Origin of the sequence: Caulobacter sp. DWR3-1-2, assembly GCF_049896225.1 — a bacterium.
In the GTDB taxonomy this organism is placed as follows: Bacteria; Pseudomonadota; Alphaproteobacteria; order Caulobacterales; family Caulobacteraceae; genus Caulobacter.
This window is the reverse complement of sequence record NZ_JAFCTW010000005.1, coordinates 217036-236991: the sequence shown is the minus strand read 5'-3', so window position 1 is coordinate 236991 and position 19956 is coordinate 217036. Positions and strand designations below refer to the sequence as shown.

The following is a 19956-nucleotide window of genomic DNA, read 5'->3' as shown; positions in this document are numbered from 1 at the left end:
CTCGTTCTCGCCCTATACGACGGGATGGCCGCGCTTTTTTTGGCGCGGCCTTTTCGCCTGGAGTCGCGATTCCCCTTCTTTCCATGCGGGATTGGGCTTGCAGGCTGGTACCTATCCCCCATATCCGCCTTCGAAGCGGGGTTGACGGGCTTGTCAACTTCGATTGAACGAACGCTTTCCGTTATAGACGTCGGCCTTGGCCGTCGTTTTTGAGCGGCAAGGATTTGGATCAACCGTTAGAACGCGACCAGACGGGGACGGCTCGAGAAAAACCGGGGCGCTTGCCTTAAGGCCCTTGTCACCGCCGTCCGCCATTCAGGAGCTGCAGGTCTCAACATGAGCAAGATTATCGGTATCGACCTTGGCACCACGAATTCGTGCGTGGCCATCATGGACGGCAAGACCCCGAAGGTGATCGAGAACGCCGAAGGCGCTCGCACCACCCCGTCGGTGGTCGGCTTCCTCGAAGACGGCGAGCGCCTCGTTGGCCAACCCGCCAAGCGCCAGGCCGTCACCAACCCGACCAACACCCTTTTCGCGATCAAGCGCCTGATCGGCCGTAACTTCGCCGACCCCGTCGTGGCCAAGGACAAGGCCATGGTCCCCTACGATATCGTCAAGGGCCCGACCGGCGACGCCTGGGTGAAAGCCCATGGCAAGGACTACTCGCCGCAGGAAGTCTCCGCCTTCATCCTGCAGAAGATGAAGGAAGCGGCCGAGAGCCATCTGGGCGAGCCGGTGACCAAGGCCGTGATCACCGTTCCGGCCTATTTCAACGACGCCCAGCGTCAGGCGACCAAGGACGCCGGCAAGATCGCCGGCCTGGAAGTCCTGCGCATCATCAACGAGCCCACCGCGGCGGCCCTGGCCTACGGCCTGGACATGAACGAAGGCAAGAAGATCGCCGTCTATGACCTCGGCGGCGGCACCTTCGACGTCTCGGTCCTGGAAATCGGCGACGGCGTCTTCGAGGTGAAGTCGACCAATGGCGACACCTTCCTGGGCGGCGAGGACTTCGACCTGCGGATCGTCGACTACCTGGCCGACGAGTTCAAGAAGGAGCAGGGCGTCGACCTGCGCAAGGACAAGCTGGCCCTCCAGCGCCTGCGCGAAGAGGCTGAAAAGGCCAAGAAGGAGCTGTCCTCGACGGCTCAGTACGAAGTCAACCTGCCCTTCATCTCGATGAACGCCTCGGGTCCGCTGCACCTCAATATCAAGCTGTCGCGCTCCAAGCTCGAAGCCCTGGTGGAAGACCTGATCACGCGCACCATCGGTCCGTGCGAACAGGCCCTCAAGGACGCCGGCCTGAAGAAGAGCGACATCGACGAAGTGATCCTGGTCGGCGGCATGAGCCGCATGCCCAAGGTCCAGCAGGCGGTGCAGGACTTCTTCGGCCGCGAGCCGCACAAGGGCGTCAATCCTGACGAAGTGGTCGCCCTGGGCGCCGCCGTTCAGGCCGGCGTCCTGCAAGGCGACGTCAAGGACGTGCTGCTGCTGGACGTGACGCCCCTGACTCTGGGCATCGAAACCCTGGGCGGCGTGTTCACCCCGCTGATCGAGCGCAACACCACCATCCCGACCAAGCGCTCGCAGACCTTCTCGACCGCCGACGACAATCAGTCGGCCGTGACCATCCGGGCGTTCCAAGGCGAGCGTCCGATGGCGGTGGACAACAAGTTCCTGGGTCAGTTCGACCTGCAGGGCATTCCGCCGGCCCCGCGCGGCGTGCCGCAGATCGAGGTGACCTTCGACATCGACGCCAACGGCATCGTCAATGTTCACGCCAAGGACAAGGCGACCAACAAGGAGCACTCGATCCGCATCCAGGCCAATGGCGGCCTCTCAGACGCAGACATCGAGCGCATGGTCCAGGAAGCCGAGGCCAACAAGGCTTCGGACGAGAAGAAGAAGTCGCTGGTCGAAGCCAAGAACCAGGGCGAAGCCGCTCTGCACTCGACCGAAAAGGCCTTCGCCGAACATGGCGACAAGGTCGGCCCGACCGAGAAGTCCGACATCGCGACCGGCATCGCCGAACTGAAGACGGCCCTGGAAGGCGAAGACGCCGAGGTTATCAAGGCCAAGACCCAGGCTCTGCTTCAGGCGTCGATGAAGCTGGGCGAGGCGATGTACGCCGCTCAGCAAGGCAATGGCGAAGGCGATGAAGCCGCCGCCGATGATGGCGTCGTCGACGCCGAATTCGAAGAGGTCGACGACTCCAAGCCGTCGGCGTGACCATGGGTCGCGGGCTGGACCTCCTAAGCGAAGTCCCGCCCGCGGCGCCTTTCGGGAACAAGGCTCCTGCCCGCCGCTTGTGGCTGGGCAGGAGCGCTCCCACCTCCCTATTCAACATGGCCTCCTTATTTCACATGGCTGGTGATCGACCCTGATGCGCGACTATTACGAAGTCCTGGGTGTGGCCCGCGGCTGCGATGACGCCGCCCTGAAGGTCGCCTTCCGCAAGATGGCGATGGAGCACCATCCCGACCGCAACGGCGGTTGCGAGGATGCCTCCTCGCGCTTCAAGGAAATCAACGAAGCCTATTCGATCCTGTCGGACGCCCAGAAGCGGGCCGCCTATGACCGCTTCGGCCATGCCGGGGTCAATGGCCAGCAGGGCGGCGGCGGTTTCGGCGGCGGCGACGCCAATGACATCTTCAACGACGTCTTTGGCGACGTGTTCGGCGAGATGTTCGGCGGCGGTCGCCGCCAGGCCAGTAACGGCCCCCAACGCGGCCAGGACCTGCGCTACGACTTGGAGATCTCCCTGGAGCAGGCCTATGCCGGCGCCGAGGTCGAGATCAAGGTTCCCGCCGCCATCACCTGCGAGGTCTGCGACGGCTCGGGCGCCAAGCCCGGCACCAGCCCGACGGTCTGTGGCACCTGCGGCGGCGCCGGCCGCGTGCGGGCCACTCAAGGTTTCTTCGCGGTCGAACGCGCCTGCCCCCGCTGCGGCGGTTCGGGCCGGCTGGTGCTCGATCCTTGCGTCAACTGCCACGGCCACGGACAGGTGCGCCGCGAGCGCATCCTGTCGGTCCGCGTCCCGGCCGGCGTCGATGACGGCGCCCGGATCCGCCTGGCCGGCGAAGGCGACGCCGGCGCCCGCAGCGGTCCGCGCGGCGACCTCTACCTCTTCCTGTCGGTGATCCCGCACGAACTGTTCGAGCGCGATGGCCTGGACCTGTTGTGCACCGTGCCCGTGCCGATGACCGTGGCCGCCCTCGGCGGTGACATCGAGGCCCCCTGCCTGCTGGGCGGCGAGACCTGCGACGGCAATTGCCGCATCACCGTCAAGGTCCCCGAAGGCGCCCAGACCGGCAAGACCGTCCGCCTCAAGGGCAAGGGCATGCCGTCCTTGCGCAGCCGCCAGCGCGGCGACCTGGTGGTTGAACTGTTCGTCGAAACCCCAACCCACCTGTCGGCTCGGCAGAAGGAACTGCTCGTCGAGTTGGCCACCCTCAGCAGCGAAAAACAGAACCCCAAGTCCGCTAACTTCGTCGGCAAGGCCAAGCGGTTCTGGGAAGAAGTGACGGGGAGCTAGGGCGCGTTTTTCGACTTGGGCTTCAGCCCGTTGATTAAACGTAACATCTCCTCGACATGTTCGGCCTCGGCGATGCGGGCTTCGGCGACTTGCCGCCCGGCGTCGAAGGTTTCAAACCGTTCGTGGGCGAGCCGTTTGGCTTTCTCCGCCGCGATTCGGCCGGCGTTGAGCAGGACGTCACGGTCGTTGAAGGTCAGGAATGCGTCGAGGCGAGCGGCCCATTCCGCCATGGTCATCGGCTTTCGGCGTGTGGCCTGATCCTCGGCGAAGTCCAGGAACATCGTCACGACGCGGTTTAGGTCGCTCACCTCATCGGCGACCAGGTAGTTCTTGGCGGTGTCGACGTCGCCCTTACGGACCCGCCCGCCTTTCCAGCTCTGCAGTCCCATGTTCGGCGCCGGCGGGTCCGCCCTGACAACGATCAGCTCGCTGGCGGTCTTGCCGGTGACGGCGTGCAGCATCTTGTTCTGGACGGTCGCGAAGAGTAGCTGGGCGGTCTGGGATCGGCCATCATAGTCAGTGGCGGTGGCGTAGACGTCCCGAACCTTCTGATAGAACCGCTTCTCCGACGCCCGGATATCGCGGATCTTTTCCAAAAGCTCGTCGAAATAATCGAACGGACCCGGGTCACGCAGTCGTTGCTCATCGAGCACGAACCCCTTCACGAGGTACTCGCGCAGCCTGATCGTCGCCCACTGGCGGAATTGGACACCCCGTGGCGAACGCGCGCGATATCCAACAGCAAGAATGGCTTCAAGACTGTACCAGAGCGTCCCGTAGGCCTTGCCATCAGCGGCAGTTGTCAAGGATTCCTTGACAACTGAAGTCTCCATCAGTTCGCCCTCCGAAAACAGGTTGCGCACGTGCAGCGAGACGTTCTGTTTCGTCGTCGCGAACAGGTCCGCGATTTGAGCCTGCGTGAGCCACACCGTTCCGTCGGCCGCCCCTCGAATCCGGCGCGTAAAAGCGTCGGTACAAATCATGAACATGATACATCGCACTTCTGCGATTCAGCGGCAAACGTTAAGTCTTTGAGGATGAACGCCCCTGCCTCCACCACAATCCAGACCTATGACGCCACCGGCGCGACGCCGGTGATGCAGCAGTTCTTCGAGATGAAGGCGCGGCAGCCGGACGCCCTGATCTTCTTCCGGATGGGCGATTTCTACGAGATGTTCTTCGACGACGCCTACGGCGCCGCCGCGGCCCTCGGCATCTCTCAGACCTTTCGTGGCACGCACAATGGCCAGCCGATCCCGATGGCCGGGGTGCCGCAGCACGCGGCCGAGGCCTATCTGTCCAAGCTGATCCGCCTAGGCTTCAAGGTCGCCGTCTGCGAGCAGATGGAAGACCCGGCCGAGGCCAGGAAGCGTGGCTCCAAGTCGGTGGTTCGCCGCGACATCGTCCGGGTGGTGACGCCCGGCACCCTGACCGAGGACGGCCTGCTGGACGCGCGCGGCGCCAACCGCCTGGCCGCCGTGGCCATCCGGGCCGGTCAGGCGGCCGTAGCGGCCGTGGAGCTGTCGACCGGCGAGGTCGAGTGTTTCCTGGTGGCCCGCGACGCCGTGGGGGCGATCCTCGCCGCCCTGGCCCCGTCCGAGACCCTGGTCGCCGACCGCCTGCTGGCCGACGAAGATATGGCCCAGACCCTGAAGATTTGCGGCGGCCTGGTTCAACCGATGCCGTCAGCCCTGTCGGAGCCCCAGGCCTCGGAGACGCGGGTCAAGCGGCTGTATGGCGTCGACACCCTCGACGGGTTCGGCGGACTCTCGTCTGCCGAGATCGGCGCCCTGGGCTTGATCGCGGCCCATCTGGAAATGACCCAGGCTGGCAAGCTGCCCGCCCTGCGCGCGCCGCGCCGCGCCGCCGAGGCCGACGTGATGTCGATCGATCCGGCCACCCGCGCCAGCCTGGAGATCGACCGCACCCAGGGCGGCGACCGCAATGGCTCGCTGCTGGCGGTCATCGACCGTACCGTCACCGCCGCTGGCGCCCGCTTGCTGACCGCCCGCCTGGCCAGGCCGCTGCTTGACCCCCGCGCCATCGACGCCCGCCTGGACGCCGTCGAATGGTTCATCGACCACCGACCCCTGCGCGAGCGTCTGCGCGAGGTGCTGAAAGGCGCCGGCGACATGGCCCGCGCCCTGTCGCGGCTGGCGCTGGGCCGGGGCGGCCCGCGCGACCTGGGTTGCCTCAAGGACGGCCTCAAGACCGGTGAGAAGCTGGCCGGCATGGTCGGCGGCTCGGGCGATCCGCTGTCGCCCCCGCCGGCCGAGCTGGAGCTGGCGCTGAAGGCCCTGACCCCAGCGCTGCACGACGGCCTGTCGCGCCTGCTCGATCAGCTGGAGATTGGCCTGGGCGCCGACCTGCCCGCCCTGGCCCGCGACGGGGGCTATGTGGCGGCCGGCGTCCGCCCCGAACTCGACCAGGCGCGAGGCCTGCGCGACGACAGCCGCCGTGTGGTCGCCGCCTTGGAGACCCGCCTCTGTCAGGACAGCGGCGTGCCGCTGAAGATCCGTCACAACGGCGTGCTGGGCTATTTCGTGGAGGCCACGGCCGGCAAGGCCGACCCGCTGTTCCAACCGCCATTGAACGCTACCTTTATCCACCGTCAGACCCTGGCCAACCAGGTGCGGTTCACCACCGTCGAGCTGGCCGACCTTGACGCCCGCATCGCCCAGGCTGCCGAGCGCGCCCTGGCCATGGAGGTGGCGGCCTTCGAGGACTGGCGCGCCGAGGCCTGCCGCCTGGCCGAGCCGATCCAGCTGGCCGCCGAGGCCCTGGCGAAGCTGGACGTCGCCGCCGCGCTGGCCGAGTGGGCCGAGGACAGCGGCGCGGTGCGCCCCATGGTCGACAAGTCCCTGGTCTTCGAGGCCAAGGCCGCCCGCCACCCGGTGGTGGAGGCCGCCGTCAAGCGGGCCGGCGATCCCTATACGCCTAACGACTGCTGCCTGGACGCGGCGGGCGAGGCCGGGGCGCGGCTGTCGATCGTCACCGGTCCCAACATGGCCGGCAAATCGACCTTCCTGCGCCAGAACGCCCTGCTGGCGATCCTGGCCCAATCCGGCTGTTACGTGCCGGCCAAGAGCCTGCGCCTGGGCGTGGTCGATCGGCTGTTCAGCCGGGTCGGGGCTGGCGATGATTTGGCCCGCGGCCGTTCCACTTTCATGATGGAAATGGTCGAGACCGCGGCCATCCTGACCCAGGCCAGCCCACGCAGCCTGGTGATCCTCGACGAGATCGGCCGGGGCACGGCCACCTATGACGGCCTGGCCATCGCCTGGGCCTGCGCCGAGGCCCTGCACGACACCAACCGCTGTCGCGCCCTGTTCGCCACCCACTATCACGAGCTGGCCACGCTGGAGACGCGCCTGGCCCATGTCTCCAACCTGTCGCTGCGGGCCAAGGAGTGGAACGGCGATCTCGTCTTCCTGCACGAGGCCGCAGCCGGTCCCGCTGACCGCTCCTATGGCGTCCAGGTGGCCAAGCTGGCAGGCGTGCCGCCGGCGGTGGTGGCACGGGCCAAGGCGGTGCTCGACCGCCTGGAAAGCAAGACCGAATCACCGGCCAGGCTGGACGACCTGCCGCTGTTCGCCGCCTTCGCCCCGGCTTCGGCGCCTGCGCAAGTGGCGCCCAGCCGCACCGATGCGGCGTTGCAGGACCTGGATGTCGATGGCATGAGCCCGCGCGAGGCGCTGGACGCGCTTTATCGTCTTAAGGCTCTGCTCAAGCCCTGACATCCTATAGTGAGAGCACGCTGATCGCCGGTACCGGCTGTCTCTTCGCGATCACGCGCCTGGACACCATATAGCCCTCATGCCCCGCCGCCTTCGCCCCACGCCCCTGGAACATGTCGTCGACGGCCACGCCCTGCGCGCCCGGCTGTCGGCCGCCGCCCTCGACCTGATCGGCGACGAGGCCGCCCAGCGCACCCGCGCCATCGAGATCCTCAAACAGGCGCTGTTTCGCGGCCGGATGATCGCCAAGGAGCGGCTGGAGAACGGGGCCGGTGGCCTTGAAACGGCGCGCCTGCTCAGCGGCGTCACCGACGAGGTGATCACCGCGCTCTACGACTTCACGACGGTCCACGTGTTCCGGGCCCGCAACCCCACCGAGGGAGAGCGCCTGTGCCTGCTGGCCGTGGGCGGCTATGGCCGGCGCACCCTGGCGCCGTTCTCGGACATCGATCTGCTGTTCCTGCGGCCCTACAAGGTGACGCCGCACGTCGAGAGCGTCATCGAATATATGCTCTACGCGCTGTGGGACCTGGGCTTCAAGGTCGGCCATGCCTCGCGGACGGTGGAGGAGTGCGTGCGACTGTCGCGCGAGGACTTCACCATCCGCACCACCATACTGGAAGCCCGCCGCCTGACCGGCGACGAGCGCCTGGGCGATGACCTCAAGCGGCGCTTCCGCGACGACGTCATGAAGGGCACCGGCGCCCAGTTTGTGGCCGCCAAGCTCAAGGAGCGCGACGACCGCCAGGCCCGGGCCGGGGCCAGCCGCTACATGGTCGAGCCCAACGTCAAGGAGGGCAAGGGCGGCCTGCGCGACCTGCACACCCTGATGTGGATCGCCGAATACCTGCATCCGGTGGATCGTCCCGAGGATGTCTTCAAGCTGGAGGTGTTCGACCGCCGCGAGGCCAAGGGCTTCATCCGCGCCTTCGATTTCCTGCATGCGGTCCGCGCCCACCTGCACTTCACCACGGGTCGCCCCGAGGAACGCCTGACCTTCGATCTGCAGCCCGAGATCGCCCGCCGGATGGGCTATGGCGACCGAGGCGACGCGCCCGCTGTCGAGCGCTTCATGCGCCGCTATTTCCTGGTGGCCAAGGAGGTCGGAGCCCTGACCCGCGCCTTCTCGGCCAAGCTGGAGGCCGAGCACTTCAAGCACGAGCCCAAGGGCATTTCCCGCTTCCTGCCCGGCGGCGGCCGCCCCAAGCGCAAGGCGCTGGACGTGCCGGGCTTCTACGAGGACGGCGGCCGGCTCAACATCGCCGGCCCCGAGGTGTTCGAGAACGACCCGGTCAATCTGATCCGGCTGTTCAAGACCGCCGACGAACGCGACCTTGACCTCCACCCCGACGCTTTCACGGCGGTCACGCGCAATCTCAACCTGATCACCTCGAAGGTCCGGCGCGATTCCCACGCGACCAAGGCCTTCCTCGACCTGCTGGCGCGGGGCAAGCGGTCCTACCGCACCCTGACCCTGATGAACGACGCCGGCGTATTAGGCCGCTTCATCCCGGAATTTGGCCGTATCGTCGCCCAGATGCAGTTCAACATGTACCACTCCTACACGGTGGACGAGCACACCCTGCGGGCTGTCGGCCTGATCGGCGACATGGTCGCGGGGCGCCTGGTCGACGACCATCCGCTGGCCGTGTCGATCCTGCCGCTGATCGAGGATCGCGAGGCCCTGTTCCTGGCCATGCTGCTGCACGACACCGGCAAGGGCGGGGTGGGTGGCCAGGAGAAGGCCGGCGCCCGCAGCGCCCGCTCGGCGTGCGAGCGGCTGGGCGTCGACCGGCTGAAGGTCGAGCTGGTGGCCTGGCTGGTCGAGAACCACTTGGTGATGAGCGACTTCGCCCAGAAGCGCGACGTGGCCGATCCCAGCACCGTCGCCGCCTTCGCCCGCATCGTCGAGAATCCCGAGCGCCTGCGCCTGCTCCTCGTCATCACCGTCGCCGACATCCGCGCCGTGGGGCCGGGCGTCTGGAACGGCTGGAAGGGCCAGCTGCTGCGCGAGCTCTACAACGCCACCGAGGCCGTCTTCCGGGGCGGACGCGGCAGCGACGCCGCCGCCAGCGTCAAGCGCCACCAGGAAGCCGCCGCCGAGGCGGCCCGCGAAGCGTTGGTTGAGGCCGACCCGGCGTCCAAGGGCTGGGCCCAGGCCATGGAGGCCGCCTATTTCGGGGCCTTCTCGACCCAGGACCTGCTGGACCACGCCGCCCTGGCCCGCCGCGCCGCCATCCAGGGCGGGGCCGCCGCCGAGGGCCGGGTGCCGGTCGGCGCCAACGCCGCCGAGATCGTCATCGCCGCCCAGGACCGGCGCGGCCTGTTCGCCGACCTCGCTTTGGCCATCTCCGCCTTGGGGGGGAATGTGGTCGGGGCGCGGGTCTTCACCTCCCGCCAGGGCCAGGCGCTGGACGTCTTCCATGTGCAGGATGTCACCGGCGCGCCCCTGGGCTGCGAGAACCCCCGGGTCCTGCGCCGCCTGGCCGACGCCCTGGAGGCCGCAGGTCGCGGCGAGCCCCTGGTCATGGAGGCGAGGCGAGGCGGCGAGCAGTCGCGCACGGCGGCCTTCTCGATCGCCCCCACCGTGGTGGTCGACAACGAGGCCTCCAACGAGGCCACGGTGGTCGAGGCCTCCGGCCGTGACCGCCCCGGCCTGCTCCACGCCCTGGCCCACACCCTGGCCGAGAATGGCCTGTCCATCCAGTCGGCCCATATCGACGGCTATGGCGAGCGAGCGGTCGACGCCTTCTATGTCCAGACCGCCGAGGGCGGGAAGGTGGTCGACGCCAAGAAGGTCACGGTGCTGAAGGCCGATCTGCTGGCGGCGCTGGAGCAGAACGAGGCGGGCGCGCTGAGCGCGCGGCCAGGGCTGAAGCGGGCGCGGGCGAGCGTGGCGCGGTAGGGGGGTTTGTTATGACTATCAGGTTGTCACGTAGGCTTGGTTTGGCTCTACTCTTGGTGACCGGCTGCGCGCCGGCAGGCGAGGCTTCTTCGGCACAAACCAACCCAGCCGGGCAATGGGAACCTGAGTGTTCCATTCAAGCCGATGGCCCAGACCAACCCGCTCTGCGAGAGCAGCTTTGGACCGAAAGAAAAGCCGCTGAGCCTCTGTGCCTGTTTATCGGCGCCATGGCCTGGGCCCCTTACGATAAAGATAGGGCGGCGGAACTATACGCACTCGCCATGGTGCGCCGACGCTATGACTTGGGGCGCTGTGTCCACCCGCCAGGAGGGCCGGTGTCTTCTATGATGGCGGCGATGAGGATGGGTGCGGGCGACAAGCTGCGAGAGGCGGGCATCGTGGTGGGGCGAACAGCAATCCGTCCGCTAGCGCTAGATCCCGAGATGTACAAGTACCGCACGGATCATCTAGCCACGATGTGCGAAGGCCCCGTCAAGCCGAGCAGTTCATGGCCTGATGTGGAGGCTCAGATGCGACGGGAGATAGAAAGCGTCTCGTCTCGAAAATAGCATCCGGCCCGGATGCGGCCACGCCTTAAACCTTTGGTGGATTGGAGCTCTGGCGTCTGACGATGTCAAGGACCGCCTCTGGCGGCCGCGTCGCGGCGGCGCTCGGCGCCGTCCTTGACATCGTCAGACGCCAGAGCAAGCTCGCCATCAAGGTTTCAAGGCGCGGCCTCGCCGTTGGCGGAGGGTGGGGGGGGCTAGTGACGGCTTCTGCTCACCCGTGAAACGGGGGAGGAGAAGGGGGTCTTCGGCGGAGGTCGATGCTTAGCGTACAGCGAATCGAGTTCAACGATTTCAACGCCCTAAATTTTCTCGACCGAACTTATCCCCACCCCCTCGAACCGCCCGTATCCTAGTCTCACCTGAAAGCACGGGAAGGGCGCACGTACGGCGACCGTTGCGACTTTCGGGGGTGGTCGAGCGGGAAGCGTTCGTCGGTGGCCTTGAGTGGCGACTTCGCGACGGTCCAGGGCAGGTTCCCCTTAGTCGGGACGAAGCCCTGGCGGTGAAGGATCGGCGGACGCGGCAGGCGTGGGCTGAAATCGCCCATGCGGTCCGGGATGTGCCAGCATCCCGCCCGTCGGGGGCCTCCATCGGAGCGGGTTAAAATCCGCTATCCGAAGGCTTCCGGATAACGGTCCCCGCGGAGCGCTCGTCTTCGTCGAAACGGTACATCTACTGCAAAACCTCCAGGCGGAGCCCGGGCGCTTCGCACCTTTCCCACATCAGCTCATGGCCTATGGCGTGAGATCACACCCACTTGCCCCCACCTGGCGGCTTCGCCGCCTGTCCGCCCCCATGGGGGGCGGAGCCTTCGCGTGGCGCTCGCCAGGAAGCTCTTCCCCCTCTGGGGGAAGACGACCGCGAAGCGGTCCGTAGGGGGCAAGGGGTCGCCGTACTGAAAATCCTTTGGAAATCCTTCCCCGACCGCCCCCGAACCGCGCCAACCTCTCGCCCGCCCCAAGCCCTAGCTTGACGCCCCCTCATCCAGCCCGCAGAAGCCCTTCGTGACCGACACCGCGCCCCCCGAACAAACCCCGACCGAAGCTGTCGCCGCCAAGAAGCCCGGCGGCCTGCTGCGCTCGTCGATGATCTATTCGGGCCTGACCCTGGTCAGCCGGTTCATGGGTTTCGCCCGCGACCTGGCGGTCTCGTATCGCATGGGCGCCAGCGCCACCCCGGCCGCCGACGCCTATCAGACCGCCCTGGCCTTCCCGAATCTGTTCCGCCGGTTCTTCGCCGAGGGCGCCTTCGCCGCCGCCTTCGTGCCCGCCTACACCAAGTCCCTGCAGGCCGACGGCGAGGAGGTTGCCGACATCCTGGCCGCCGACGCCATGGCCACCCTGGCGGCGGCAACCATCATCATCACCGTGATCTGCCAGCTGGCCATGCCCTGGCTGATGATGCTGATCAGCCCCGGCTTCGCCGCCGAGCCCGAGAAGTACAAGCTGGCGGTGCTGCTGACCCAGATCACCATGCCCTATCTGCCGTGCATGGCCATCGTCGCCCACCTGTCGGGCGTGCTGAACGCCCGCGACCGCTTCGTGCTGTCGGCGGGGGCGCCGGTGCTGCTGAACATCGCCACCCTGATCTTCATCCTGCCCCAGACCACCGCCGTCGATGCGGCCAAGTGGGGCTCGGTCGGGGTGATCGTCGCCGGCGTCGCCCAGGCGGCCCTGCTGACCTGGGGGGTCAACAAGTCCGGCGCCAAGGTCCATTGGCGCCTGCCGCGCCTGACGCCCGAGGTGAAGGCCCTGATCGGCAAGGCCATTCCCGGGGCCCTGGCGGCCAGCGCCACCCAGGTCAATATCTTCATCTCCGGCGCCCTGGCCAGCCATGTGCCGGGCGGCCGCTCGTGGCTGGCCACCGCCGATCGCCTGTACCAGCTGCCGCTGGGCCTGGTGGGCGTGGCGATCGGGGTGGCCCTGCTGCCGCGCCTGTCGCGCGCCGTGCTGTCGAAGGACACCGCCGACGCCCAGGGCGCCATGGACCAGGCCATCACCCTGGCCATGGCTTTGACCCTTCCCGCCGCCGCCGCCCTGACTGCCATGCCCGGCTTCCTGTCGGACGCCCTCTATACCCGCGGCCAGTTCACGGCGTTCGACGCCAGCCAGACGGCCTCGGCCCTGTTCTTCTACGGCCTGGGCACCCCGGCCTTCGTGCTTCAGCAGCTCTATTCGCGGGCCTTCTTCGCGCGCGGCGACACCAAGAGCCCGATGCGGTTCGCCCTGATCTCGGTGGCCGTCAATGTGGGCGTCGGCATCGCCCTGTTCCACATGGTGGGGGTGAAGGGCATAGCGGCGGCCACCGCCATCGCCTCGTGGCTGAACGTGGCGCAGATGGCCTTCGGCCTATCGCGCAAGGACCATTATAACCCCTCTCTGCAGACCTGGTCGCGGGTGGCGCGGATCCTGGCGGCCAGCGTCGTGATGGGGCTGGTCCTGGCGGCGGCCTCGCATTGGCGGCCGCTGATTGAGGCGCCGCTGGTGGCCCTGGGCCTGAAGGGCCATGTGATTGGGGCCAAGGAGGTCGCCTTGCTGCTGACCGTGCTGGTCGGCGCGGCGCTCTATCCGCCGCTGGTCTTCCTGTTCGGCGGGGTGACCCCGGCGGAGCTGAAGGGCGTGCTGAAGCGGGGCAAGGCCTAGAGGCTGTCGGGGACAGGCCCTTGGGCGTGTCCCCGAGTCTGGGCGCGGCGCTTGCTGATGGGGACACGCCGCAAGGGCATGTCCCCGGCTCGGGTCTTGCCCTTGAACCCCCGGCCCGCTAACCAGCATCCATGGCTTCGATCGGATCTTCCGCGCCGCGATGGCGCCGCTTCATCTGACCCCGATCGCCGTGCGGCGCGCACGGCCAGCGCATTTGCGCGTCCGCCCTATCCGTTACCCGTTCCAAGGCTGCAGCCATGACCGACCACACCCCCGTTCCCTACACGGGCGCCGCCCGCGTGCTCTCCGGCGTCCAGCCGTCGGGCGCCCTGCACCTGGGCAATTATCTCGGCGCCCTGGTGAAGTTCGCCAAGCTGCAGCACGAGATGGACACCTTCATCTTTGTGGCCGACCTGCACGCCATCACCGTCTGGCAGGCGCCGGAGGCGTTGGCCCAGCAGACCCGCGAGATCGCCGCCGCCTATCTGGCCGCCGGCCTCGATCCCATGAAGGCGACGATCTTTCCGCAGTCGGCGGTGCGCGAGCATGCCGAGCTGGCCTGGATCTTCCAGTGCGTGGCCCGTCTCGGCTGGCTGGACCGCATGACCCAGTTCAAGGAGAAGAGCGGCAAGCACAAGGAACGCAGCTCGGTGGGCCTCTACACCTATCCGGTGCTGCAGGCCGCCGACATCCTGGTGTACAAGGCTACCCACGTGCCGGTGGGCGAGGACCAGAAGCAGCACCTGGAACTGACCCGCGACATCGCCGCCAAGTTCAACCACGATTTCGGCGTTCAGGGCTTTTTCCCGCAGCCCGAGCCGCTGATCCAGGGGCCCGGGGCGCGGGTCATGTCGCTCCGTGACGGCTCGGCCAAGATGAGCAAGTCCGACCCGTCGGACTATTCGCGCATCAACCTGACCGACGACGCCGACACCATCGCCACCAAGGTAAAGAAGGCCCGCACCGACCCCGAGCCGCTGCCCGAGACCCTGGAAGAGCTGGCGACCCGCCCCGAGGCCGACAACCTGGTCGGCATCTTCGCGGCCTTGTCGGGGACGACCAAGGCGCAGGTGCTGGCCGACTATGTCGGCAAGGGCTTCGGAACCTTCAAGCCGGCCTTGGCCGACCTGGCGGTCGAGAAACTGGCCCCGGTCGGCGAGACCATGCGCAGGTTCCTGGCCGACCCGACGGAGATCGACCGGATCCTGAAGGCCGGAGCCGAACGGGCGAGCGAGGTCGCCGCGCCGACGGTGGCTGAGGTGAAGAAACTGGTCGGGTTCTGGGGGGCTTAGACGCCCTGCGTCCTTCGAGGCTCGGCTTCGCCTCGCACCTCAGGATGAGGAATTCAGAGCAACTAAGCTCCTCATCCTGAGGCGCCCACGGAGTGGGCCTCGAAGGACGCACCGCATTTAAAGCCGGCTCGGGATCCGCACCGGCAGGGTCTCATACCCCTTCACGAAGCTGGAATAGACCCGCTTCGGCTCGCCCATCACCTCGATCTTCGGGAATCTGGCGAGGATTTCCTCCCAGATGATCTTCAGCTGCAGTTCGGCCAGACGATTGCCGACGCAGCGGTGGATGCCGAAGCCGAACGACAGGTGGCGGCGGGCCTGGGGGCGGTCGATCAGGAAGGCGTTCGGATTGTCGATCGCGGTCTCGTCGCGATTGCCCGAGACGTACCACATGACGACCTTGTCGCCCTTCTTGATGGTCTTGCCCGACAGTTCGAAGTCCTCCAGCGCGGTGCGGCGCATATAGGCCAGGGGCGTCTGCCAGCGGATGATCTCGGAAACCATGTTGGGGATCAGGCTGGGGTCGGCGCGCAGTTTGGCCTCTTCCGCCGGGTTCTGGCTGAGGGCCAGCAGGCCGCCGGTGATCGAGTTGCGGGTCGTGTCATTGCCGCCGACGATCAGCAGGATGATGTTACCCAGATATTCCAGCGGCGGCATGTTCCGCGTCGCCTCGCCATGGGCCAGCATCGAGATCAGGTCGGAGCCCGGCTCGGTGGCATTGACCCGCTCGTTCCAGAGATTGGTGAAATAGGCCAGGCACTCCATCAGCTCCTCCCGGCGCTGCTCCTCGGTGTCGACGATTCCGGCGCCGGGCACCGCGGTCGAGACGTCGGACCAGCGGGTCAGCTTGCGGCGTTCCTCCCAGGGGAAGTCGAACAGGGTGGCCAGCATCTGGGTGGTCAGCTCGATCGACACCTTGTCGACCCAGTCGAAGGTCTCGCCGATCGGCAGGCCGTCGAGAATCTCGCCCACTCTTTCACGAATAGTGCCCTCCAGGGCCGCCAGGTTCGCCGGCGAGACGATCGGGCTGACGGTCTTGCGCTGGATATCGTGCTTGGGCGGGTCCATGGCGATGAACATCGGCAGGACGAAGTCCTCGTCGAAGTTGCGGATCGTGATGCCGCCCAGGCTGCTGTCGGACGAGAACACCTGGTGGGTGGTGTCGACCGTCATGATGTCGGCATAGCGGGTGATCGACCAATAGGGCCCGTGCTCGCTGTTGGCGCAGTAATGGACGGGATCCTCGGCCCGCAGCCGCTCGAACCAGGGCCAGTGGGCGTCGGCCTGGAACAGGGCCGGATCGGCGACGTCAAACTGGTCGAGCGGCGTGGCATAGGCCTTGGCCCGCGCATCACCGGATAGATCGATTGCCCCGTCGCTCATGGCGCGCTCCTTAAAACACTTGTTTTGATCATGGAGCCACAACGCCGATCGTTTGTCACGATGACGTAAGCGGCAGCCAATCTTCCTGAATAGGGGGCTCTTGTCGCGAGGCTCTTGCGGGTCCATTTCTCCGTCATGTTCATCCAGACCGAAACCACCCCCAATCCCGAGGTCCTGAAGTTCCTGCCCGGCCGCGAAGTGCTGGGTGAGGGCGCGCGGGAGTTCAAGACGGAGGAGGAGGGCGACGCCTCACCCCTGGCCGAGGCTCTTTTCCGGCTGGGCGACGTCAACCGGGTGTTCTTCGGTCCCGATTTCCTGACCGTGACCAAGGCGGAGCACGCCGAGTGGCCGCATCTGAAGGCGCCGATCCTGGCGGCCATCATGGACCACTTCACCAGCGGCCGGCCGTTGTTGCTTGATGCGGCCGAGAGCGGTCACGACAATGACGGCGTCTATGACGAGGAAACGACCCAGATCGTCGCCGAGATCAAGGAGCTGCTCGACACCCGCATCCGCCCGGCCGTGGCCCAGGACGGCGGCGACATCGTCTTCAACCGGTTCGAGCCGGCCACCGGCGTGGTGTGGCTGCACATGCGCGGAGCCTGCTCGGGCTGCCCGTCCTCGTCGGCCACGCTGAAGTCCGGGGTCGAGAACATGCTCAAGCACTATGTGCCGGAAGTGACCCGGGTCGAGCAGACGCTCTAGCGACCCAAAAAAACTTCGCGGCCTCGCGCTTGCGAGCGCGCGCGCGAGTGCATACTGTAACTATAGAAGTTGCTGATAGCGCACTTGAGGACTGTCCCATGGCCAAGCTCGACACCGCCGCCCTTTCCCAGCTGTTCACCGAGGCGCGGACGCGGAACGGCTGGAAGCCCGACGCCATCCCCGAGGCGCTTCTGCGCGAGCTGTACGACTTGGTGAAGTTTGGCCCGACTGCGGCCAACACCACGCCGGCAAGGTTCATTTTCGTTCAGACCCCGGAAGCCAAGGCCAAGCTGGCGGCGCTGTCTTCGGGCTCCAATGGCCCCAAGATCCTGGCCGCCCCGGTCACCGTCATCGTCGGCTACGACCTGGACTTTCCCGAAACCCTCGACAAGCTGTTCCCCAATGCGCCGGGCGCTAAAAACTGGTTCGGCGACCCGGCGGCCAAGGAAGTCGGCGCGCTGCGCAACAGCTCGCTGCAGGGCGGTTATTTCATCCTCGCCGCCCGGGCCCTGGGCCTGGACGTCGGGCCGATGTCGGGCTTTGACAATGCCGGGGTCGACGCGGCCTTCTTCGCGGGGACCAATATCAAGTCCAACTTCCTCGCCTCGATCGGTTACGGTACCGACGAAGGCCTGTTCCCGCGCAATCCGCGCCTCGACTTCGAGGAAGCCGCGCAGATCATCTGATCTTCTCAGGCCCGTCTCCGGCTTCGCCGGGAAGACGGGCTTGGGTGCGGATCGAACCCAGTGCTAAAAGACGCGCCATGACCCAGCGCCTCGCTCAGATCGCCGCCCCGCTCCTGCTGCTCGCCGCCTGCGGCCCCGCCAAGCAAGCGCAGACCACCGCCCCGCTGCCCTCGGCCGAGACGCCGAAATCCGGCCCGGTGGCCGTCGCCACCGTCCCCTATAATGGCGGTCCGCTTGAAGTGCGCGCCGACGGCGTCGGTCCGATCACCGGCGCCACGGCCTTCGACATGCCGACCATCGCGGCCCTGTTTCCCAAGGCGGTGGTCAAGAGCGCCTTCATCCACACCGGCGAAGGGCCTCCCGGCCCGATCATCACCGTCGAGCAGGACAATGTCCCGCTGATGGAGATCGGCAAGGGCCCCGACGGCGGCATTGGCGAGATCCGATTGGCCGGCGGGCCGGTCCGGGGTCCGAAGGGCGAAGCCCTTCTCGGAAAATGGGCCGACCTGTCCTTCGACATCGCCCAGTGCCGAGCCGGCGAGGGCCGCACCGTCAACCAGACCGTCTGCGTGCGTCCCGAGGCGCCGAGCGTCGCCTACGTGTTCGGCGCGCCGGGCTGGACCAAGGGCGGCCTGCCGCCGATCGAGACCCTGAAGGCCAAGGGCCAACTCAACGAGTTCGTCTGGCGCCCGGCCGACAACGCCGCCGTCGGCGCGGCCTGAGGTCATGGCGCCGCGATACGCTCTGCTGGCCGCGACCCTGCTGGCGCTGGCCGCCTGCGGGCCGGCCAAGAAGAGCGGAACCGCCCCAACCAAAGCCCCCGCGGCGGCGGCCGAGGCCCCCGCCCTGGTGACGCGCAAGACCGCTGACGGCCGGATCGACCGTTTCACGCCCCATGTCGGCGGGCCGTTGGCGCTGGACGAATTTTCCGTCGGTCCGCTCATGGCCCAGACCGAGTTTTCGATGGAGGCGGTAAAGCCGCGATTCCCAAAGGCCACGGTCCAAGGGGTCTTCATGCGGCAAGATGGAGCGCCCTCGACGCTGATGGGGATCACCGTCACCCAAGGCGGCGGCGTCATCGAGATCCAGGGCAACCCGGGGACCGTGCTGGTGGGCGACATCCGCGTTACGGGCGGGACCCCGGTCGGTCCGCGCGGCGAGACTCTGAGGATGAAGTTCGCCGACGCCGACATGGATTACGAGCGTTGCCGGATGGGCGAGGGCCGCGATCGCCATACGGTGATCTGCTTCCAGCCCGGCGAGGCCGTGCTGCGCTACGTGTTCGACGTGCCGGGCTGGACCACCGGTGTCCTGCCGCCCCTCGACGCCCTGCGCCAGAAGGCCTTGCTGAGCGGGTTCATCTGGAAGGGCGGGGCGCCCGCCATATGATCCTCGCCGTCGATACCTGCCTCGGCGCCAGTTCGATCGCCGTGCTGGAGGGCGATGTCGTTCGCGCCGCCCGCAGCGAGCCGATGACTCGCGGCCATCAGGAGCGCATCGCCGTCCTGGCGCGCGAGGTGATGGCCGAAGCCGGCGTCAAGTTCCCCGACCTGACCCGCATCGCCGTCACCGTGGGCCCTGGCTCGTTCACCGGGCTGCGGGTCGGACTGTCCTTCGCCAAGGGCCTCGCCACGGCCCTCTCGATCCCCTGCGTCGGCATCAACAGCCTGGAGGCCCTGGCCGCCACGACCGGCGCGACAGGCTTCGTAGCCGCCGCGCTCGACGCCAGGATGGGGCAGGTCTATCTGCAGATCTTCGACAGCGGCAAGGCCCTGATGGCGCCCGACGCCCTGGAGGTCACGGTCGCCATCGCCCGCCTGGCCGAGCTCTATTCCGGCGGCCCCGCCACCCTGATCGGCTCGGGCGCGCCCATGATCGCCGACGTCCTGCCGGGCGCCACCGTCCTGATTCCGGCCTTCGCCGACCCTGTCGCCATCGCCTGCCTGGCCGCAACCCGCCCGGCGCCGAGCCACTCGCCCCGGCCGCTCTATCTGCGCGCGCCCTACGCCGTGGCGCCCGCCGCATGATCCTGCGTCCCGTCGGGCTGGAAGCCTGTTTTACCTTGGCCGACCTGCACGACCGGGCCTTTCCGAGGCCGTGGAGCGCCGAGGAATTCGAGACGCTGCTCAACGGCCCTGGCGCCTTCGCGGTGCTGGGTGAGGGTGACGATCCAAAAGGCTTCATCCTCTGCCGGGCCGTGGCGGGCGAGGCCGAGATCCTGACCGTGGCGGTCGATCCCGCCGCCCGCCGCCGCGGCTGGGGCTCGGCCCTGGTCGAGATGGCGGCCGGCGTCGCGAAGGAAGCCGGCGCCTCCGAGATGTTCCTGGAAGTTGCGGCCGACAATCTCGCGGCGATCAGGCTCTACGAAACAACGGGTTTCGACCGCGTCGGCCTGCGAAAAGGCTATTATCCCCATCTGGATGGCGCCAAGGACGCGTTGGTGATGCGCCGGGTGCTTAACACCTAGCCGCCGAGCGCCTATCCTGGCCCCGAATCCCG

Annotated in this window: 14 protein-coding genes; 12 read left to right on the top strand and 2 right to left on the bottom strand. The window is 67.3% G+C overall.

Features of this window, described 5'->3' with window-relative positions:
- Positions 1–336 precede the first annotated feature (336 nt).
- Both dnaK and dnaJ read left to right on the top strand, forming a co-directional pair.
- Positions 337–2232 (top strand): molecular chaperone DnaK, encoded by a 1896-nt coding sequence (gene dnaK, locus ACP696_RS09730; protein WP_426010298.1) that lies wholly within the window; start codon positions 337–339, stop codon positions 2230–2232.
- A 154-nt stretch (positions 2233–2386) separates the two neighbouring features.
- Positions 2387–3538, top strand: coding sequence for a molecular chaperone DnaJ (gene dnaJ, locus ACP696_RS09725; protein WP_426010297.1), 1152 nt, complete (start codon positions 2387–2389; stop codon positions 3536–3538).
- Here the strand turns inward: dnaJ and ACP696_RS09720 are convergent.
- Complete coding sequence (locus tag ACP696_RS09720) at positions 3535–4527, bottom strand: virulence RhuM family protein (protein ID WP_426010295.1); 993 nt, start codon at positions 4525–4527, stop codon at positions 3535–3537. The genes dnaJ and ACP696_RS09720 overlap by 4 nt on opposite strands.
- 48 nt (positions 4528–4575) lie before the next feature.
- On the opposite strand from ACP696_RS09720, the gene mutS reads away from it, so the two are divergent.
- From mutS to trpS, 4 genes are all read left to right on the top strand, one after another.
- On the top strand, positions 4576–7275 hold the full coding sequence (gene mutS / locus ACP696_RS09715) for a DNA mismatch repair protein MutS (RefSeq protein ID WP_426010293.1): 2700 nt from the start codon (positions 4576–4578) through the stop codon (positions 7273–7275).
- Positions 7276–7354: 79 nt separating this feature from the next.
- Entirely contained in the window at positions 7355–10180 is a 2826-nt protein-coding gene (locus tag ACP696_RS09710) for a [protein-PII] uridylyltransferase (protein ID WP_426010291.1), read from the top strand.
- Between the two features lie 1573 nt (positions 10181–11753).
- Positions 11754–13391, top strand: coding sequence for a murein biosynthesis integral membrane protein MurJ (gene murJ / locus ACP696_RS09705; protein ID WP_426010289.1), 1638 nt, complete (start codon positions 11754–11756; stop codon positions 13389–13391).
- Between the two features lie 257 nt (positions 13392–13648).
- On the top strand, positions 13649–14683 hold the full coding sequence (gene trpS / locus ACP696_RS09700; RefSeq protein WP_426010287.1) for a tryptophan--tRNA ligase: 1035 nt from the start codon (positions 13649–13651) through the stop codon (positions 14681–14683).
- Between the two features lie 117 nt (positions 14684–14800).
- On the opposite strand, the gene ACP696_RS09695 is transcribed toward trpS, so the two are convergent.
- The gene (locus ACP696_RS09695; protein ID WP_426010285.1) at positions 14801–16066 is read right to left on the bottom strand and encodes a cytochrome P450; all 1266 of its coding nucleotides are present in this window, start codon (positions 16064–16066) and stop codon (positions 14801–14803) included.
- A 135-nt stretch (positions 16067–16201) separates the two neighbouring features.
- On the opposite strand from ACP696_RS09695, the gene ACP696_RS09690 reads away from it, so the two are divergent.
- From ACP696_RS09690 to rimI, 6 genes are all read left to right on the top strand, one after another.
- Complete coding sequence (locus tag ACP696_RS09690) at positions 16202–16771, top strand: NifU family protein (protein WP_426010283.1); 570 nt, start codon at positions 16202–16204, stop codon at positions 16769–16771.
- 98 nt (positions 16772–16869) lie between these two features.
- A complete protein-coding gene (locus ACP696_RS09685) occupies positions 16870–17457 on the top strand; it encodes a malonic semialdehyde reductase (protein WP_426010281.1) in 588 nt (195 codons plus the stop codon).
- A gap of 77 nt (positions 17458–17534) precedes the next feature.
- The gene (locus ACP696_RS09680; RefSeq protein ID WP_426043740.1) at positions 17535–18179 is read left to right on the top strand and encodes a DUF1131 family protein; all 645 of its coding nucleotides are present in this window, start codon (positions 17535–17537) and stop codon (positions 18177–18179) included.
- 4 nt (positions 18180–18183) lie between these two features.
- Entirely contained in the window at positions 18184–18846 is a 663-nt protein-coding gene (locus ACP696_RS09675; RefSeq protein WP_426043739.1) for a DUF1131 domain-containing protein, read from the top strand.
- Positions 18843–19484 (top strand): tRNA (adenosine(37)-N6)-threonylcarbamoyltransferase complex dimerization subunit type 1 TsaB, encoded by a 642-nt coding sequence (tsaB, locus tag ACP696_RS09670; protein ID WP_426010277.1) that lies wholly within the window; start codon positions 18843–18845, stop codon positions 19482–19484. Before ACP696_RS09675 ends, tsaB begins: the two co-directional genes overlap by 4 nt.
- Complete coding sequence (rimI, locus tag ACP696_RS09665) at positions 19481–19924, top strand: ribosomal protein S18-alanine N-acetyltransferase (protein WP_426010275.1); 444 nt, start codon at positions 19481–19483, stop codon at positions 19922–19924. Before tsaB ends, rimI begins: the two co-directional genes overlap by 4 nt.
- Positions 19925–19956: the final 32 nt, after the last annotated feature.

Coding starts and splice junctions, on each gene's coding strand:
- ACP696_RS09695 (WP_426010285.1), bottom strand. CDS start 16,066: ATGAGCGACGGGGCAATCGATCTATCCGGTGATGCGCGGGCCAAGGCC.
- ACP696_RS09720 (WP_426010295.1), bottom strand. CDS start 4,527: ATGTTCATGATTTGTACCGACGCTTTTACGCGCCGGATTCGAGGGGCG.
- ACP696_RS09680 (WP_426043740.1), top strand. CDS start 17,535: ATGACCCAGCGCCTCGCTCAGATCGCCGCCCCGCTCCTGCTGCTCGCC.
- ACP696_RS09710 (WP_426010291.1), top strand. CDS start 7,355: ATGCCCCGCCGCCTTCGCCCCACGCCCCTGGAACATGTCGTCGACGGC.
- trpS (WP_426010287.1), top strand. CDS start 13,649: ATGACCGACCACACCCCCGTTCCCTACACGGGCGCCGCCCGCGTGCTC.
- ACP696_RS09685 (WP_426010281.1), top strand. CDS start 16,870: ATGGCCAAGCTCGACACCGCCGCCCTTTCCCAGCTGTTCACCGAGGCG.
- ACP696_RS09690 (WP_426010283.1), top strand. CDS start 16,202: ATGTTCATCCAGACCGAAACCACCCCCAATCCCGAGGTCCTGAAGTTC.
- rimI (WP_426010275.1), top strand. CDS start 19,481: ATGATCCTGCGTCCCGTCGGGCTGGAAGCCTGTTTTACCTTGGCCGAC.
- tsaB (WP_426010277.1), top strand. CDS start 18,843: ATGATCCTCGCCGTCGATACCTGCCTCGGCGCCAGTTCGATCGCCGTG.
- ACP696_RS09675 (WP_426043739.1), top strand. CDS start 18,184: ATGGCGCCGCGATACGCTCTGCTGGCCGCGACCCTGCTGGCGCTGGCC.
- dnaJ (WP_426010297.1), top strand. CDS start 2,387: ATGCGCGACTATTACGAAGTCCTGGGTGTGGCCCGCGGCTGCGATGAC.
- mutS (WP_426010293.1), top strand. CDS start 4,576: ATGAACGCCCCTGCCTCCACCACAATCCAGACCTATGACGCCACCGGC.
- dnaK (WP_426010298.1), top strand. CDS start 337: ATGAGCAAGATTATCGGTATCGACCTTGGCACCACGAATTCGTGCGTG.